Genomic DNA, 16894 nt, shown 5'->3' with positions numbered 1-16894 from the left:
TTAGTTATTATGCAATAATTTACGTTCAATAGCTCCAATAGTAATCAGGTATTGCGCGAGCATATAGGTTGCCATAATCCATAAACCGGCTTGGTTTATTGGTTGTACAAATTTATTGTAGGCAAGAATGGAGTCTGAAAGCATAAACAACATGGCACCAAATAAAATCAAGTTAAAGCTAATAGTATTTACACGTTGATTGCGGAAGCTGGCCATCATCATCATCATACTGATCACAAGGATGTAGATCATAACAGGAAGTTTCATAATGCCTAGATGTGATCTGATGAATAAATAATAGCCTATGGCAAGTATAGCACAAAGTAGAATGGCAATCCTTGCTCCTTTTTTATCAAGTTCAGGAGCAGATTTGAAATCCAGGTAAAATGCGCTGATGTAAAATACATGGCATAATAAAAATGCGATGAGCCCATACATAAAATAAGCCGGATCCTGAGCAGCATAAATCAACAGGACATCCCCTGCCAAAGCGAAAATCAACCCAATAAATATGCGTTTATGGAAGCGTCCTTTTAATTTAGTGGTTAAAAAGAACACGATGAGAAGCGAAAGGACTATGGATGGTTTTATCAGGTATTCAATATGCCCTATTCCATTATTTCCCAGCGTAAGCTGCAGGATAAAGATTAGCGCAAATACAGCACTAAACCATTTGTGTCTTTTCATCATAATATAAAGTCTATAATCAAAACAACAGTTATGATATAAGTCATAACTGTTGCCCTATATAGATTGAAACTATGAAATAGATTCTGTAAAAAAGAGAAAAAAGCTTAGTAGCTTTTTTCTGTACGGTTATTGCGTCTAAAGCCGCCAGCACCACCACCAGTATTTGGTTTTTCCTGTGCTTCAGCAACCTTAATACGGTTACCATTATAATCACCACCGTTCATACGTTTGATTGCTTCTTTTGCCTCTTCTTCAACAGGCATTTCAACGAAACCAAAACCACGACTTTGTCCAGTCTCACGATCTTTGATTATTCTAAGTGATTTTACTTGACCGAAATCACCAAATACGGCTGTTAGTTCATCTTCCCCTACTTCTAACGGAAGGCCTGTAATAAATATCTTCATTAATGTTTAAAAATTTCTACAAAAGTAAGCATTTTTTTGCTTAAAATCAAGGGTTAGTGTCAGTTATACGTATAATTGTCTGACAATCATATAAACACCAGGTCTTAATTTTTGTTTTAACGAAATCAAATTAAAATGAAGTTTTTCTAATTGTCAGCTTAGTTTATCTTTAAACAATGTAATAGAGCGTTTCCATGCTAAATCAGCAGCCAATTTATTATATCTTGTTGGAGCAGTGTCATTATTGAAAGCATGATTAACATCTTTGTATATAAATAGCTGATAATCAATTTTATTTTCTTTTAATGCAGATTCAAAAGCAGGTATTCCGGCATTGATACGTTCATCCAGTCCCGCATAATGCAGCATAATGCTTGCTTTTATTTTATAGACACCTGCTGAGTTCGGTTGTGCGCCATAATATGCAACTCCTGCCTGTAATTCCGGATCAGCAACAGCTAGTTTACCAACCATTCCTCCACCCCAACAGAAACCTATACAACCTGTTTTGCCGTTTCCATCTTTGCGATTTCGTAAATATGCTAATCCCAGCAGATAGTTGTTAAGATTTTTTTCAGGATCAAGTTTGCCAATCAGTTCTCTTCCCTTGTCTTCATCGCTCGGAGTTCCGCCAAAAGGAGAAAGAGCATCTACCCCAAGGGCAAGAAATCCTTCGTTTGCGACTCTCTTAGTTACCTCAATAATGTGCGGGTTTAATCCTCTATTCTCATGAATAACCAGCACACATCCTAAATGTTCCTTGTTTTTAGGTTTTGCCAGGAAGGCCTTTATGTCCCCATCTACACCCTTGTAACTAATGTTTTCCGTTTTCAGGTTATCAAAATTGACAGTCGTTGCTGCAGCATAATTATTTTCCAGCAATGGTAAAACTGATATTGCAAGTGCAGTACTGCCTGTTAAGATTGCAAGCTTTTTCATAAAGTCTTTTCTACTCATGCCACTATGGGTATAAGTATCGTACAGGTTGATTATTTTCTGGTCCATATACCATTGATTTTATTAAAATAACGAAATAAAAGAAGATACAATATACAGCTTAGTACGTTGATATTGAATAACTAATCTAATAACAATAAAATTATGATAGTTCTTTTGGACGATATATTGGAAAGAGTTCTTATTTTTAAGCGTTTATTGTTGATGAGATTTGAATTAATTATAAGAAAATTGTAAATTTTGTTTTAAAAAGTAATATATTCAAACTTGGTTGACTTCAAGTTTTGTTTTCTGTGTTTATGATCTTAGCTTTGGGGACTTTTACGAATTGACAAAAATGTCAATTTAGTCAGTAAATAAATAGTAACAATAATGAGACTTTGTTAAAGGCAGAACAAACAAATTCTCATATAAAAAATATATCAACTAAAAAAAAAGTTCTGTGATCTAAACATATCAAGTACCAGCATGCGCAAAAAATTATACGATAGGATAGCGGCTTTCAAAGACGCTAACGCAATTAAGGAAAAAGGTTTGTACCCTTACTTCCGTGCAATTGAATCAGGCCAGGACACAGAAGTTGTGATAGACGGGAAGAAGGTGCTGATGTTTGGCTCTAACTCCTATCTGGGCTTGACTAATCACCCTAAGATTAAAGAGGCTTCAAAGCAGGCGATTGACAAGTACGGAACCGGATGTGCAGGTTCAAGATTCCTTAATGGTACATTAGACATACATATTGAGCTGGAAAGAAGACTTGCTGCTTATGTAGGTAAAGAAGCTTCAGTGCTATTTAGTACAGGTTTCCAGGTTAATCTGGGTGTAATTTCATGTTTGTTAGACAGGAATGATTATTTGATTCTTGATGAATATGACCATGCTTCTATCATAGATGGAAGTCGTCTATCTTTTTCAAGATCGATCAAATATGCTCATAATGACATGGATGATTTACGTAAAAAACTGAGCAGATTACCTGAAGATGCAGCGAAACTTATTGTTGCAGATGGTATCTTCAGTATGGAAGGTGATTTAGTTAACCTCCCTGAAATCGTAAAAATTGCCAATGAATTTGGTGCTAACATCATGATGGATGATGCACACAGTCTGGGCGTAATCGGCTTAAATGGAGCTGGTACTGCTTCTCACTTTGGTTTAACTGATGAAGTTGACCTGATTATGGGAACTTTCAGTAAGTCTTTAGCCTCTTTAGGTGGATTTATTGCTGGTACAGAAGAAACTATTGAATTTGTAAAACACCGTGCACGTTCATTAATGTTCAGTGCGAGTATGCCTCCTGCTGCTGTTGCCAGCGTTATTGCTGCTTTGGATATCATTGAATCTGAGCCAGAGCGTATTGACAAACTTTGGGCAAATACTAATTATGCCAAGAAATTATTGGTTGAAGCTGGTTTTGATATTGGCCATACCGATAGCCCTATTATTCCTGTTTATATCAGAGATAATGATAAAACCTTTATGGTTACAAATATCTTAAGTAACAATGGAATTTTTGTAAACCCTGTGGTATCCCCTGCTGTACCTTCTGATTCATCATTAATCAGATTCTCGCTAATGGCTACACATACTTTCGAGCAAATTGAAGAAGCAGTAGAGAAGCTTTCTTTGGCTGCAAAAGAAGTGCAGGTAAAATCCTTCCAGGAAACAATATAGTACCTTACAAAAGGCTTAATGATTATCATTAAGCCTTTCTCTTTTTTCATCCTACATACCAAAGCATAAACTAATGAAGAGTATTGTTGCCGTTAGCTCCAAAAAACAGTTAGCAACATTTATTGACTTTCCGCACGAGCTTTACAAATCAGATCCGAACTATGTTCCTGAACTGTTCATCGCTCAAAAAGATCTTTTAACAACACATCCCTTTCATAAACACTCTTCATTGCAGTGTTTTTTGCTTTATGATGATAAACAAGTGATCGGCAGAATTGCGGCTATTTTAAATAACAGCCACAATGAAATGAATAAAGTCAATGATGGTTTTTTCGGTTTTTTTGATTGTATTAATGATCAAAGTGCTGCCAATCTTTTATTTGATACTGCTGACCAATGGTTAAAAGATAAAGGTGTAACTGGTAAAATTATAGGTCCTACAAACTTTTCGACAAACGAATCCTGTGGTTTGTTGGTCAAGGGGTTTAATATGCCACCAGTAGTGATGATGCCTTATAACGCGAGTTATTATCCTGAATTACTTGAAGGTTGGGGATTGAGAAAGCAGGTTGACTTGATTGCCTGGAGCTTTACTGGTGAAAACTATGATGATCGTTCTGTAAAGCTGATGGATCGGTTAGAAGAGCGTTTACAACGCAATGATATCACCATCCGTAAAGTTAACATGAAGAATTTTAAGCAGGAAGCAGAGAGCCTGCGTGAAGTTTACAATAAAGCATGGGATAAGAATCTGGGCTTCGTTCCTTTAAATGACGAGGAATTTGATTACCAGGCTAAAGATTTAAAACTAGTATTAGATCCCGACTTCTGCCTTGTTGCAGAAAAGGATGGTAAGCTAATTGGTTTCGGTGCTGCTATTCCGGATATGAACCAGATCCAGATCAAAATTAAAAAAGGTCGCTTATTCCCTACCGGTATTTTTAAATTGTTATTCGGTAAGAAAAAAGTTAAAGGAATCAGAATTCTATTGTTGGGGGTTGTTGATGGATATCGTAAAATGGGGATTGAAGCCTGTATCTATGGTAAAATCATCAAAGCATATCGTGCCAAAGGAATGGAATATGCTGAAGCATCCTGGACATTAGAACACAATGATCTGGTAAATAATGCAATTATAGCTATAAAGGGTGATCCTTATAAAAAGTACAGGATCTACGAGAGGGAGATATAAATTTATGAGTAAAAAGAAGGTATTAATTACCGGTGCAAGTGGTTTTGTTGGGTATCATTTAATAGAAGAGGCACTAAAAGCCAATCTGGAAGTATATGCTGCTGTCAGACCTGGCAGTGAAGTATCGCAACTTTCTGAATTCAAAATCAATTACGTTAATCTGAATTATGGCGATGTTCAGCAATTGAAAGATTCGCTTGAAGAGCAGCAATACAGTTACATTATTCACGCAGCTGGAACAACCAAAGCTAAAACTGAGGCTGATTATAATCGTGTGAATGCCGATTATACGAAGATTCTGGCCATTGCGGCATTAGAAAGTAATATCAATCTGGAGAAGTTTGTTTTTGTAAGTAGCTTAGCCGCTTTAGGACCATTAAAAGACCTATCTGCAAAAATTCAGGACAATACTCCTCCCCATCCGGTAACTAATTATGGTGCAAGTAAAATGCTGGCAGAGCAATATCTGGCTGAATTAACGGAACTACCTTTAGTCACTATACGTCCTACAGCTGTTTACGGACCAAGGGAAAAAGATTTGTTTATCTTATTCAATAGTATTAACAAAGGACTAGAACCTCATATCGGGCGTTTTAAACAGCAGTTGAGTTTTGTGTATGTGAAAGATCTGGTAAAAGTAATTGTTAAGGCCTTGACAATTCCTGTTGTACATCAGGCTTACAACATTTCTGATGGTTTGGCTTATGATCGATATGCGCTTGCCTTATACACTAAAAAAGCATTAAACAGAAAAACCTTTAAGTTTCATTTACCTGTTTCTTTGGTGAGTTTACTGGCCTCAACAATGGATTTTATTTATGCGAATAGTAAGAATACGCCGACTTTAAATAAGGAAAAGATGGCAGAACTGACTGCTATAAATTGGGCATGCAGTATTCATAAAGCAAATACAGACCTGGACTACTCGCCAGAGTATAATCTGGAACAAGGGGTTATGCAAACCATCAAATGGTATAAGCTTAAAAACTGGTTATAATTAAGCAGATGGATTTTCCATTTGCTTAATGATCTTGTTTACCTCAGTTTCTGTGGCGCGAAGCTTTGTCTGGCAAAACTCAATCAGGTCTGATGCCCGTTTTACTTTTTCTGCTAAAACATCAACCGATACAGATTCAGTTTCTATCTCAAGAGCTATTTCAGTAAGCTCTTTATATGCTTTTTCATACGTTAAATTCGTCATTTCCATTTATTGTTGATTTAGAAGTCACTGTTGTTTTTATTTCTGCTGAAGCAAGTCGCACGGTCAGCTCTGTACCTTCCTCAATCGCATCTGCATTACTTGCAATACGGCCATTTACTTTTATAATGGCAAAACCTTTATTCAATATGTTCTGCGGACTCATTAGTCTGACTACCGATTGGAAGTGACCTATATATCCTCTTTTATTGGCAAAATACATCCTGTTATAAGAGGCAATATTACCAATTACATTAGTCAGGTCTTTTTGCTTGTTGGAAATGATGATTTTAGGATTGGTGAGTACCATTCTTGATAAATTCATAATATTCCGGTGCTGATCTTGTAAAAGATCTCTGGTTGTGCTTATGGTTACCTGATTAATATGTGTTAGTCTGTCTTTATGAAAATTAATGAGCTGATATGTCTTGATCAATACCATTTTTTGCAAACTCAGCATTGATTCTTCAAAAGCCCTGTTGTGTGCAATAATCAGTTCGGCAGCTTTAGTCGGTGTTTTTGTTGCCGTATGTGCCATTAAATCGGCAATTGTTTCATTTTTCTGGTGTCCAATCCCCGTAATCACCGGAATCGGAAATTTAGCAATTGCCCTGCTAAGTTCATAATTATCAAAAATCAGGAAATCTGTTTGTGCACCCCCACCTCTGATGACGAATAATGCATCATAAGGTTTATCAGATTGAAAGACATCCACAAGCTTAGAAAGAAATTGCTTTGCATTCGCTTCACCCTGTACCATGGTAAAGTAATCATCTATTTCAAAATGATAGCCAAAAGAATTGTTTTCCAGGGTATGTCTAAAATCCTGGTACCCCGCAGAAGTCGCAGATGAGATTATTGCGATACGCTGTACAACCCGATTAAGTGTTAAACTGTTGTTGCGGGTAATGAAATGCTCACCGGCCTTGCGTATGAAATCAGGGTTTTCCCTTAATAACCTTTCCAGTGTTTCTTTACGTTGTTGTTCAAATAACCCTAAAGTAAAGTTGGTATCAATATCTATCAGGTTTAACTGTAAGCCGAAAGCCGGATTATATTGTACCGAAACCTGCACCAATACATTAATATCATTTTTAAACTTTTGTCCGGTCGCACGTTCGAAATTAGAAATGTTAACGGCTGCATTTCCCCATGCGCGTCCTGCTATTTTAGTCAGTATTTTTGCGGATGCCTTATCTTTCTCTACCAGTTCAAAATAATGAAAGTTACTTTGTTCCTTATAAGTGTGACTGGTTACATCTGCAATTACCCAGAAAGTACGGTTGCCAAACAACCCATCAATAGCCTGCCGGATCTGATTGGTCAGTTCCGAAAGCCTGATGGCTGCAGGATTAGATTGATACGATTGAGCTTCCATTTGAGTCGACATTAAGTATGTGCTTTGCACCACATTTAAGTGCAAAGTTATTCTTTTGATGGCCTACAGGGAAATCAAAACATACCGGATAATCATATTCCTTTATTTTTTCTATAATTAGCTCATATACAGTACGTCCAAATTCCTCACCAGGATCATCAGGTTTGACTTTAAATCCTCCGATAATCAAACCTTTCAGATTAGCTAATTTTCCAGTCCTTTTTAAATTCCAGAACATTCGGTCTATGCTATACAGATATTCGCCCGTATCTTCAACAAATAAGATTTTACCATTAGTATCAATATCTGATGCAGTGCCCGCCAAAGTTTCAATGATACTCAGATTACCTCCTGTTAGTGATGCCTCTGCTCTGCCAGATCTGTTAAAGCTATTTGGCGCAGCCGTATATTTAATTGGCAGTCCAGTCAGTACCTGTCGGATAGAAAGTATGGTTTCAATCTGTATAGGATCTGCCAAAGACCAATCTGTAGGAAAACTATTGCACATTTTAGCATGTATAGAAGCAATATTCAATTGTCCACTTAAATGGCAATGTAGTACTGTTATATCGCTAAAACCAATAATCCATTTAGGTTTAGATTTGAATTGATCGAAATTTAAGAGATCTATAATGCGGATTGCTCCATAACCTCCTCTTGCAAACATAATGGCCTGGATCTTTGTATTATCTAGCATTTGTTGAAGATCAGCAGCACGTTCAGTATCAGTACCCCCCATACTAAAATCCCTTTTGCCAATTACATTCCCGATTTGTATTTTAAAGCCCCAGCTTTCCATTAGTTGCATGGCAGGCTGAATTTGTTCATGGGTAATATATCCTGCCGGACTTGTAATACCAATTGTATCACCGGGTTTTAGATAAGGTGGTATTCTTGAGTCTTTATCGGGTTCAGCTCTATTTGCCCAACTTTTAAAACTATTCCCGGTAATACCTGCAATTGCAAGTGCAGAAAGAAAGTGTTTGCGGTTCATTGTATTAGTTTTAGAGACAAACAATGATAACATTTATTACCCGGAATTGTCGAATTTCACTCAATCGTTTTCGTAAATAATTGGTTGTAAAGCTCGATTTTTGAATCGATTGTATCTTAAGAAGGGTATATTTAACTAAAACTAGTATCTGATTTAGGCGCTAATTTTAACCAAATATAATGAAGAGATACCTGATAATTGGTTGCTGCTTTTTTAGTTTGCAATTAAATGCACAAACACAAAAAGTAACTTTCCTTAAAAGTGATCAACAACAGAAAGTTGATGTTTTGATAGACGGTCAATCTTTTACAAGCTTCCTATATCCAGATGACCTGGAAAAACCGATTTTATATCCTTTAAAAACTGCCAGTGGGATTACACTGACACGAGGGTTTCCTTTGAACAAGGTTGGGAATGAGCGTACAGATCATCCGCATCATGTAGGACTATGGTTCAATTATGAAAGTGTAAACGGCCTGGATTTCTGGAACAACTCCTATAAAATACCCGCTGCTAAGAAAGCTAATTACGGCTGGATCAGGAATGTGAAAGTAACGACTATAAAAGATGGTAGTAAATCAGGTATACTAGCTTATACTGCAAACTGGGAAAAACAGGACAAAACAGTCTTACTAAAAGAACAGACCTCTTTTGTATTTAGTGGAACTGAACACACCAGGACGATTGATCGCAGCACTACCCTGACCGCAGAAAAGGATACAGTATATTTTAAAGATATAAAAGATGGTATGCTGGGTATCCGAGTAACCAATGAACTTGAATTACCTTCTGAAAAAGAAGTATCATACACTGATAACAATGGTATTGTAACCAAAGTATTATCAGCAAAAAATGGTGCCAATGGCAATTATCTGACCAGTGCTGGTAAACAAGGTAATGATGCATGGGGAACCAGGGCAAACTGGTGTTTACTATATGGTAAAAAAGATGGGCAATCTATATCCATAGCCATTATAGATCATCCAAAAAATCCAGGTTACCCTACATACTGGCATGCCCGTGATTATGGATTGTTTGCTGCGAATCCATTAGGACAAGCCATATTCAGTAATGGTAAAGAACATATGAATTTTACTTTAAAGCCAGGAGAATCAGTCACATTTAAATATCGAATTGTCATTAGTTCCGGCAAAGAAGTGAGTTCAGAGCTATTGAATAAAAATGCAAAGGACTTTAAGATGTCAAAATAGACCAAAATATTCTAACAAATAAATAACTAACAACAAATGAAGAGCAGTAGATTACTAATTTTAACAGGGTTAATCCTTGGAACATCTTTAAGTTCATTGCATGCACAAAGTGGGAAATGGCAAAACCTGTTTAACGGCAAGGATTTAAAAGGTTGGAAACAATTAAATGGACAGGCAAAATATGAAGTGATAAATGGAGAGATTGTAGGTACTACAGTTTCTAATACGCCCAATTCATTTCTAACAACAGAAAAAAACTATGGCGACTTCATTTTTGAGGTTGAATTGTTTGTGGACAATGCTATGAACTCGGGGATACAGTTTAGGAGTGAAAGTAAACCGGACTTTAAAGATGGCAGAGTACATGGATACCAAATGGAAGTAGATCCTTCAGATCGTGCTTATAGTGGTGGTATATACGATGAAAGTCGCCGGGGATGGCTTTATCCTTTAGATATAAATCCCAAAGGGCAGCTGGCTTTTAAAAAAGGTCAATGGAATAAATACCGTATTGAATGTATTGGTAATTCAATCAGAACCTGGGTAAATGGTGTACCTACCGCTAATTTGGTAGATGACATGACTCCTTCCGGTTTTATTGCTTTACAGGTGCATAGTATAGGTAAGAATGATGCACCGGGAAAACAAATCAAATGGAGAAATATCAGAATCCAGACAGAAGGTTTAAAACCATCAAAACCAGATCAGATCTATGTAGTGAATACAATTCCTAACGACTTATCCCCTGCTGAGAAAACAAATGGATATAGTTTGTTATGGGACGGAAAAACAACTAAAGGTTGGATTGGTGCTTATAAAAAGAGCTTTCCAGAAAAAGGTTGGGAAATTAAGAATGGAGAATTAAGTGTTGTTAAATCTAATGGTGGAGAAAGCACTAACGGAGGTGATATTGTAACTGAAAAACAATATGGAGCTTTTGCCTTAAAGTTTGATTTTAAACTTACTAAGGGTGCAAATAGCGGTGTTAAATACTTTGTAACCTTGTCAGAAGGAAATAAGGGCTCAGCAATTGGAATGGAATATCAGATTCTTGATGATGAGAACCATCCTGATGCTAAAATGGGCAAAAATGATAACCGTACACTTGGTTCCCTGTATGACCTGATTGCCAGTAAAAAAGTACCAAATGCAAAGCGAAAAATAGGAGAATGGAATAAAGGCGTCATCATGGTTTATCCTGATAATAAAATACAATACTTTCTGAATGGCTATAAGGTTGTAGAGTTTGTAAGAGGTTCTGCAGAATTTAATGCGCTTGTTGCTGAAAGTAAATATAAAAACTGGAAAGGTTTTGGAATGGCGCCAAAAGGACATATCCTGCTTCAGGATCATGGCGATAATGTATCCTTTAGAAGTATTAAAATCAAAGAACTTTAAAATGTAAGCAATCATGTTGGATTCAAGAAGAAAATTTATCAAACAATCTGCTATTGCGGCAGCGGGTACTTATTTGGGAACGATGGGTTTAAGTGCTAAAAGTTATGGGAATATTATTGGCGCCAACGATCGGGTACGTGTTGGTGTGGTTGGATTCTCCGACCGTTTTAAAGATGCTCTTCTACCCTCCTTTTTACACCATAATAAGGAGCTGAATTTTGATATTGTTGCGGTATCCGATTTATGGAACTATCGTCGCGGGTTGGGTGTAGATCATTTAAAATCAAAATTCGGACATGATATTACGGCTTGTCGTAATAATGATGAGTTGTACAATTTAAAGAATATTGATGCTGTAATTGTCAGTACAGCAGATTTCCAGCATGCCATTCATGCTGCTGAAGGTGTAAATAATAAATGTGATGTATATTGTGAAAAGCCATTTGCAGAAACCATGGAAGATGCCCGCATGGCATTAAAGGCAGTAAAGAATTCTAAACAAATTGTACAGATCGGCTCCCAACGCCGAAGCGGAGCTAATTATAAAGCCGCATCACAATTTATTAAGGATGGTAAATTTGGGGATATTACCATGGTTGAGTTGAGTTGGAATGTCAATCAGCCTGGCCGTTGGCGCAGACCTGATCTGGTTGCTAAACTAAAACAAGAAGATACCGACTGGAAGCGTTTCCTTTTGAACCGTCCTTTTGAAGAATGGGATCCGCGTAAATATTTAGAATATCGTTTGTTCTGGCCATATTCATCAGGTATGCCAGGACAATGGATGTCGCACCAGATTGATACCGTACATTGGTTTACCGACTTGAAACATCCTAGAAGTGTGGTTGCCAACGGAGGTATTTACCAATGGAAAGATGGCAGACGTAATTGGGATACTACTACCGCAGTATTTGATTATGGTAAACCGAATGATCCTAATAATGGTTTTCAGGTTGTATTTACCTCCAGGATGCACAATGGTGATGAACGTCCGGCAGAGATTTATTATTCTAATGGTGGCGAGCTGAACCTGAATACCAATATGGTTTCACCAATTGGTGGATTAAAAGAAAAACCTGCTGCGGCTATGGGTATGAAACCGAACTTGTTACCAGAATTGAAATTAACTGATCTGGTAGAAAAGGTAGCTGCTTCTGCTAATACAGGAGGTGATAAACTGACCTCTTCGCATATGCGTAACTGGATGGAATGTATCAGAAGTCGCAAGGAGACTAATGCGCCGGTAGAAGCCGGATATTACCATTCTATCGCTAATATTATGACAAACGCTGCGGTAAGGACCGGAAAGAAAGCTGTTTTTGATGAAGCGAAACAGGAAGTAATGGTGGACGGTAAAGTTTTTAAATACTAGGTATACATGATAAAGGGGCTTATTTGCCCCTTTATCATTTTAATAATTTTATACCGGATCAACTGCTGGTTTGGATTTGTAAATAAACTGCAGATAAACAAGTGAAAGAACAGTTATCCCGGCACAAACATAAAATGTTATAGGAATCATATTCAGGTCATCTATAAATAACCAACCTGCAAGTAATGCACCTAATCCAATACCAGCTTCCAATGCGATATACATAGTAGCCATTGCCTTACCCCTTTGTAGGGGATCACTTAAATCTGCCGTCCATGCTGATGTTGTTGGTGAAAGCATTCCTGTCGCTATACCATATAATGCAGATGCCAGCATTAAGCTAAGTGAAGAATTTGCCATTCCTATCCAGACCAATGAAATTGCTAAAAGTGAAATAGATATTTTCAAGATCAAAACCCGGCCATGTCTGTCGGATGCTTTACCTGCCACAAAACGAATGAGTAAGGAAGTCAGCGTGAATACCATGAAAAACATTCCCTTATTGCTGGTGCCCAAATGAGCACTCCAATCAGAAATGACAGTTAGAATAGCACCATAAGCAATATAAGTCATGAATATAATTGTTACAGCAGGAATAACGCGCCATTCAATAATGTCTTTTCTGTTTACTTTTAAGTGTTTAATTTTAAACTTTTCCTTTCCAGGCAAGGTCTCCTTCATGTTTGCCAAAATAGCGATCGACAACAAAGCAAATAATGAAGAACAGTAAAACAAGATATTGATGCTATAATGATCTGTGATCAAACTCCCTATTGCAGGACCAATGGCTAATCCTGTACTGAAACAAATTCCGTGAATGCCCATTGCTTCACCCCATTTTCCCTGTGGTACTAAATCTGCAACATAAGCTGCGGTGGCTGTTGGCTTAAAGCCTGTAGAAAAACCATGGATTAACCTCAGGAACAAAAAACCTGCAATGGTGGTCAGCATAGGATAAAGGAACCCACATACAAAACATACCAATGAACCTACTGCCATAACCGGTACCCTTCCAATGGTATCGGTTAATTTACCACTAAATGGCCTTGAAATACCTGCTGTAAGTGTAAATAAAGCAATAATCAATCCTTTGTACTCTGCTCCACCCATTGCTGTTAAATAGGCAGGAAGTTCGGGAATCAACATGTTAAAGCTTGCTGAGAATAAAAAGGAACTTAAACAAACAAGACCAAACTGTAAAGTATAAAATGTATCGGAAGGATGTCGCATTGAGGTAAATATTGTGGGATGCAGTGCGACAAAGGTAAGTTTTTTTTACTCCTGTTTCCGTTTTCCATTCAGGTTAATTACCGCCCCGATGGTAAAAATAGAGTTTCCGGCATTCATCTGCTTCCGACTATTTAAACCAAAAGTACCACTAGTAGTATACTGAAGCTGGAAAGTATCACTGATACGCATCCGGGTAAAAAATATAGGTTCAAGGAAAATATTACCTTCCCTAACCTGTCCGGTATTATTACGCATAAAAGTCTTCATATCTACACTACTGATGCGCAAAGCAGTACCATAATTTAAACCATAGTCATGGCCAAACAGGCGTAAGTTGTTGTTTTTCTTTGAACTATAGTTTACCTGTAAAAAGGTTTTATTGTAAGTAATTTCCTCGATATCTGTTTTTATCAGAACATCATTATCATCAAACTCTCTAAAAATACGATCTGTCCTACCTGAACCTACACCTATATACACTTCAAAAATGCGGTTATTATCTGGCCCGAAAGTATCAAACCACCCTCCCCCTATTTCCATTAACTTATGTCGGTAATCTTTACTCTCTTTTTCTCTGTTCATATAAGAACCACTAAAGAGAACACCAATATGGTTTGAAACTGCATAAGCGCCATTCAGACTGGTATTGAGTCTGGGAGAGATATGTAGTCCTCCACTAAATTCTCCCTTTTGACTAAGCATAGGGGTATTTGGCACATTAGGCATGTACACAGAAGAACATGAACTGATAAAAATGGCAGAGATTATAGAAAGAGGTAGCGTAAGTTTTTTGATCATAGATAGGTAATACTTTGCTTTGTTTCTACATTAACGTAGTTTATTTGGATTTTCTTGCAATGTATTATTTTTTTATGAATCCGCAGGTTTTTGCTATTCAATTCAAGAGGTACTATTACTGGCTTCTAATTGCTCTTAGAAAGAGGTAATTAACTATTAATTTAAATTAATTCAAACAAATGCAGAGCGTACCTGTTGTTTTAATAATATATGAATACAAGTAGTAAAACAATAATTATCTCGAATCGATTACCAGTAAAAATTACAGAAGAAAATGGCGAATACAAACTTAGTCCCAGTGAGGGTGGTTTAGCCACAGGCCTAGGTGCTGTCTACAAAAAAGGCAATAACATCTGGATTGGCTGGCCGGGAATTGAAGTTCCAAAGGAAAGACAGGTTGAAGTAACCTTAAAATTAGCAGCTTACAATCTTATCCCTGTATTTCTAACTGCCGATGAGATCAACTTCTATTACGAAGGATTTTCAAATGAAATATTGTGGCCGGTGTTTCATTACCTTGTTACCTATGCCAAATTTGACGAGCAATATTGGGAATATTACAAATCTGTAAATGAGAAATTCAGAGATGTAGCATTGAATAGTTTAAATAAAGGTGATACTGTTTGGATACATGATTATCAATTGCTATTGTTGCCTTGTTTGATCCGTACAGAAGAACCATATGTTACTATTGGTTTTTTCCAGCATATCCCCTTTCCGTCATTTGAAATCTTTCGGTTAATCCCCTGGCGGAAAGAGTTGATAGCCGGAATGTTAGGAGCTGATCTGCTTGGCTTCCATACTTTTAATGATGTCAGTTATTTTTTAAGTTCAGCATCCAGACTATCTTCCAGTAATTTGTCAGACAATGTGCTGAATTATAAAAACCGACAGATTGTTGTAGAAGCTTTCCCTATGGGGATTGATTCAGAAAATTTTGATTCGCTGACCAGGACTGAGAAAGTTACCAAGTATGTGAGTTCCTTTAAAAACAGTCTAAAAGATTTAAAAACTATTCTAACGATCGACAGGCTCGATTATAGTAAGGGCATATTACAACGCTTACAGACATTCGAACTGCTTTTAGATCAACATCCCGAATACATCGGAAAGTTAGCACTATATATGATTGTTGTCCCTTCCCGGGACACCGTTCCAAAATACAAAGAATTAAAAGATCAGATAGATCAGTTGGTTGGTAATATCAATGCTCGCTTCAGAACCATAAACTGGGTTCCTATCCATTATTTTTACCGTTCGTTTTCGGTCGAGTTCTTATCGGCTATTTACAGTACAGCCGATATTTGCCTGGTTACCCCCATGCGTGATGGAATGAACCTGGTGAGTAAGGAATATGTTGCTTCCAGAACTAATGACGATGGTGTTTTAATTCTGAGTGAAATGGCAGGAGCCTCCAAAGAGTTGAATGATGCTTTAATTGTGAATCCAAATAATATGGGTGATGTTATGGAAGCTATTATTAAAGCTATAAACATGCCTTTGGATGAGCAGGTTACAAGAATGAAGAGTATGCGGGCGATAGTCAGCAAGTTTAATGTGTACAGATGGGTAAAAAACTTTATGGATAAATTGACAGAAGTAAAAGCACTGCAAGCTTCCTTACTAACCAAACATGCCGTTGCGGCGGTAAGGGCTAAAATTGCAGATGATTATGTAAATGCAAAAGAACGATATATATTTTTAGATTACGATGGCACTTTGGTAGGCTTTGATTCAGATATAGACAAAGCCGCACCAGATGAAGAACTCTATTCTATTTTAGAACAATTGACACTTAATCCGCTGAACCGGGTGATCATAGTGAGTGGTCGCAAGTACCAGACCTTACAAAACTGGTTTGGCCATATGAAACTGGATATGATTGCAGAACATGGTGCCTGGCAGAAATATCAGGACAGTGATTGGAAACCCTTGCCTTTGCTTACCGATAAATGGAAACATGAAGTAAGAACAGTGTTAGATACCTATACCGATCGCACACCGGGTTCATTTATAGAAGAAAAGAGTTATTCATTAGTCTGGCATTATCGTAAAGTCGAAGAAGGACTTGGAGAATTAAGGGCAAATGAAATCATCAATCACCTTGGGGTATTTATTGCAGATAAAGGATTGCAGATGATGCCCGGGAATAAAGTAATAGAATTTAAAAATATAGAAGTCAATAAAGGTAAAGCAGTACAGAACTGGCTATATGATAATCATCCCGACTTTATATTGGCCTTAGGTGATGACCATACTGATGAAGATATTTTTAAAACATTATCTCCAGAAGCTTACACCATAAAAGTAGGCAGCAATATCTCTGCTGCCCGCTATTATTTAAAAGATTATCATGAAGTGAGGGACTTACTAAAAGAATTAATTCAATAGTTGT

15 protein-coding genes are annotated in these 16894 nt (G+C 37.1%); 7 read left to right on the top strand and 8 right to left on the bottom strand.

What is annotated here, in order from left to right; all coding sequences use genetic code 11:
• From ABDJ41_RS22380 to ABDJ41_RS22370, 3 genes are all read right to left on the bottom strand, one after another.
• A complete protein-coding gene (locus ABDJ41_RS22380; protein ID WP_349788384.1) occupies nucleotides 1-690 on the bottom strand; it encodes a lysoplasmalogenase in 690 nt (229 codons plus the stop codon).
• A 104-nt stretch (nucleotides 691-794) separates the two neighbouring features.
• The gene (locus tag ABDJ41_RS22375) at nucleotides 795-1097 is read right to left on the bottom strand and encodes an RNA recognition motif domain-containing protein (RefSeq protein ID WP_349788383.1); all 303 of its coding nucleotides are present in this window, start codon (nucleotides 1095-1097) and stop codon (nucleotides 795-797) included.
• Nucleotides 1098-1250: 153 nt separating this feature from the next.
• Complete coding sequence (locus ABDJ41_RS22370) at nucleotides 1251-2102, bottom strand: dienelactone hydrolase family protein (RefSeq protein ID WP_349788382.1); 852 nt, start codon at nucleotides 2100-2102, stop codon at nucleotides 1251-1253.
• Between the two features lie 420 nt (nucleotides 2103-2522).
• On the opposite strand from ABDJ41_RS22370, the gene spt reads away from it, so the two are divergent.
• The 3 genes from spt to ABDJ41_RS22355 all read left to right on the top strand — a co-directional run bounded on the left by spt (nucleotide 2523) and on the right by ABDJ41_RS22355 (nucleotide 5917).
• Nucleotides 2523-3728 carry a serine palmitoyltransferase gene (spt, locus tag ABDJ41_RS22365; RefSeq protein WP_349788381.1) on the top strand — a complete coding sequence of 402 codons (1206 nt, stop codon included), beginning with the start codon at nucleotides 2523-2525 and terminating at the stop codon, nucleotides 3726-3728.
• 73 nt (nucleotides 3729-3801) lie between these two features.
• Nucleotides 3802-4920 carry a GNAT family N-acetyltransferase gene (locus ABDJ41_RS22360; protein ID WP_349788380.1) on the top strand — a complete coding sequence of 373 codons (1119 nt, stop codon included), beginning with the start codon at nucleotides 3802-3804 and terminating at the stop codon, nucleotides 4918-4920.
• Nucleotides 4921-4924: 4 nt separating this feature from the next.
• Nucleotides 4925-5917, top strand: coding sequence for an NAD-dependent epimerase/dehydratase family protein (locus ABDJ41_RS22355; RefSeq protein WP_349788379.1), 993 nt, complete (start codon nucleotides 4925-4927; stop codon nucleotides 5915-5917).
• Here the strand turns inward: ABDJ41_RS22355 and xseB are convergent, their stop codons facing one another.
• The 3 genes from xseB to ABDJ41_RS22340 are packed head-to-tail and all read right to left on the bottom strand — an operon-like array spanning nucleotide 5918 to nucleotide 8490.
• Nucleotides 5918-6121, bottom strand: coding sequence for an exodeoxyribonuclease VII small subunit (gene xseB, locus ABDJ41_RS22350; protein ID WP_349788378.1), 204 nt, complete (start codon nucleotides 6119-6121; stop codon nucleotides 5918-5920).
• Nucleotides 6102-7496, bottom strand: a complete 1395-nt coding sequence (xseA, locus tag ABDJ41_RS22345; protein ID WP_349788377.1) for an exodeoxyribonuclease VII large subunit — start codon at nucleotides 7494-7496, stop codon at nucleotides 6102-6104. The genes xseB and xseA overlap by 20 nt, the downstream gene beginning before the upstream one ends.
• Nucleotides 7471-8490: a S66 peptidase family protein gene (locus tag ABDJ41_RS22340; protein ID WP_349788376.1), complete on the bottom strand. Its 1020-nt coding sequence runs from the start codon at nucleotides 8488-8490 to the stop codon at nucleotides 7471-7473. Before ABDJ41_RS22340 ends, xseA begins: the two co-directional genes overlap by 26 nt.
• A gap of 179 nt (nucleotides 8491-8669) precedes the next feature.
• Here ABDJ41_RS22340 and ABDJ41_RS22335 point away from each other — a divergent pair, with 179 nt between their 5' ends.
• The 3 genes from ABDJ41_RS22335 to ABDJ41_RS22325 are packed head-to-tail and all read left to right on the top strand — an operon-like array spanning nucleotide 8670 to nucleotide 12471.
• Nucleotides 8670-9701 (top strand): DUF6807 domain-containing protein, encoded by a 1032-nt coding sequence (locus ABDJ41_RS22335; protein WP_349788375.1) that lies wholly within the window; start codon nucleotides 8670-8672, stop codon nucleotides 9699-9701.
• Nucleotides 9702-9737: 36 nt separating this feature from the next.
• Nucleotides 9738-11099 (top strand): 3-keto-disaccharide hydrolase, encoded by a 1362-nt coding sequence (locus tag ABDJ41_RS22330; protein ID WP_349788374.1) that lies wholly within the window; start codon nucleotides 9738-9740, stop codon nucleotides 11097-11099.
• A gap of 13 nt (nucleotides 11100-11112) precedes the next feature.
• Nucleotides 11113-12471 carry a Gfo/Idh/MocA family protein gene (locus tag ABDJ41_RS22325; protein WP_349788373.1) on the top strand — a complete coding sequence of 453 codons (1359 nt, stop codon included), beginning with the start codon at nucleotides 11113-11115 and terminating at the stop codon, nucleotides 12469-12471.
• 48 nt (nucleotides 12472-12519) lie between these two features.
• Here ABDJ41_RS22325 and ABDJ41_RS22320 read toward each other — a convergent pair whose 3' ends face one another.
• Together ABDJ41_RS22320 and ABDJ41_RS22315 are read right to left on the bottom strand one after the other, a co-directional pair.
• Entirely contained in the window at nucleotides 12520-13701 is a 1182-nt protein-coding gene (locus ABDJ41_RS22320) for an MFS transporter (protein WP_349788372.1), read from the bottom strand.
• Between the two features lie 45 nt (nucleotides 13702-13746).
• The gene (locus tag ABDJ41_RS22315; protein WP_349788371.1) at nucleotides 13747-14499 is read right to left on the bottom strand and encodes a hypothetical protein; all 753 of its coding nucleotides are present in this window, start codon (nucleotides 14497-14499) and stop codon (nucleotides 13747-13749) included.
• 210 nt (nucleotides 14500-14709) lie between these two features.
• On the opposite strand from ABDJ41_RS22315, the gene ABDJ41_RS22310 reads away from it, so the two are divergent.
• Nucleotides 14710-16890 (top strand): bifunctional alpha,alpha-trehalose-phosphate synthase (UDP-forming)/trehalose-phosphatase, encoded by a 2181-nt coding sequence (locus tag ABDJ41_RS22310; protein ID WP_349788370.1) that lies wholly within the window; start codon nucleotides 14710-14712, stop codon nucleotides 16888-16890.
• Nucleotides 16891-16894: the final 4 nt, after the last annotated feature.

This window comes from Pedobacter sp. ASV1-7 (assembly GCF_040203335.1).
Taxonomy (GTDB): domain Bacteria; phylum Bacteroidota; class Bacteroidia; order Sphingobacteriales; family Sphingobacteriaceae; genus Pedobacter.
The sequence above is the reverse complement of the archived record's forward strand: the minus strand, read 5'-3'. Positions and strand labels throughout refer to the sequence as shown.

What these genes read in the sequence shown, in the direction of transcription:
- ABDJ41_RS22380 (WP_349788384.1), bottom strand. Translation starts at nt 690, where the DNA reads ATGATGAAAAGACACAAATGGTTTAGTGCTGTATTTGCGCTAATCTTT.
- ABDJ41_RS22375 (WP_349788383.1), bottom strand. Translation starts at nt 1,097, where the DNA reads ATGAAGATATTTATTACAGGCCTTCCGTTAGAAGTAGGGGAAGATGAA.
- ABDJ41_RS22370 (WP_349788382.1), bottom strand. Translation starts at nt 2,102, where the DNA reads ATGGACCAGAAAATAATCAACCTGTACGATACTTATACCCATAGTGGC.
- spt (WP_349788381.1), top strand. Translation starts at nt 2,523, where the DNA reads ATGCGCAAAAAATTATACGATAGGATAGCGGCTTTCAAAGACGCTAAC.
- ABDJ41_RS22360 (WP_349788380.1), top strand. Translation starts at nt 3,802, where the DNA reads ATGAAGAGTATTGTTGCCGTTAGCTCCAAAAAACAGTTAGCAACATTT.
- ABDJ41_RS22355 (WP_349788379.1), top strand. Translation starts at nt 4,925, where the DNA reads ATGAGTAAAAAGAAGGTATTAATTACCGGTGCAAGTGGTTTTGTTGGG.
- xseB (WP_349788378.1), bottom strand. Translation starts at nt 6,121, where the DNA reads ATGACGAATTTAACGTATGAAAAAGCATATAAAGAGCTTACTGAAATA.
- xseA (WP_349788377.1), bottom strand. Translation starts at nt 7,496, where the DNA reads ATGGAAGCTCAATCGTATCAATCTAATCCTGCAGCCATCAGGCTTTCG.
- ABDJ41_RS22340 (WP_349788376.1), bottom strand. Translation starts at nt 8,490, where the DNA reads ATGAACCGCAAACACTTTCTTTCTGCACTTGCAATTGCAGGTATTACC.
- ABDJ41_RS22335 (WP_349788375.1), top strand. Translation starts at nt 8,670, where the DNA reads ATGAAGAGATACCTGATAATTGGTTGCTGCTTTTTTAGTTTGCAATTA.
- ABDJ41_RS22330 (WP_349788374.1), top strand. Translation starts at nt 9,738, where the DNA reads ATGAAGAGCAGTAGATTACTAATTTTAACAGGGTTAATCCTTGGAACA.
- ABDJ41_RS22325 (WP_349788373.1), top strand. Translation starts at nt 11,113, where the DNA reads ATGTTGGATTCAAGAAGAAAATTTATCAAACAATCTGCTATTGCGGCA.
- ABDJ41_RS22320 (WP_349788372.1), bottom strand. Translation starts at nt 13,701, where the DNA reads ATGCGACATCCTTCCGATACATTTTATACTTTACAGTTTGGTCTTGTT.
- ABDJ41_RS22315 (WP_349788371.1), bottom strand. Translation starts at nt 14,499, where the DNA reads ATGATCAAAAAACTTACGCTACCTCTTTCTATAATCTCTGCCATTTTT.
- ABDJ41_RS22310 (WP_349788370.1), top strand. Translation starts at nt 14,710, where the DNA reads ATGAATACAAGTAGTAAAACAATAATTATCTCGAATCGATTACCAGTA.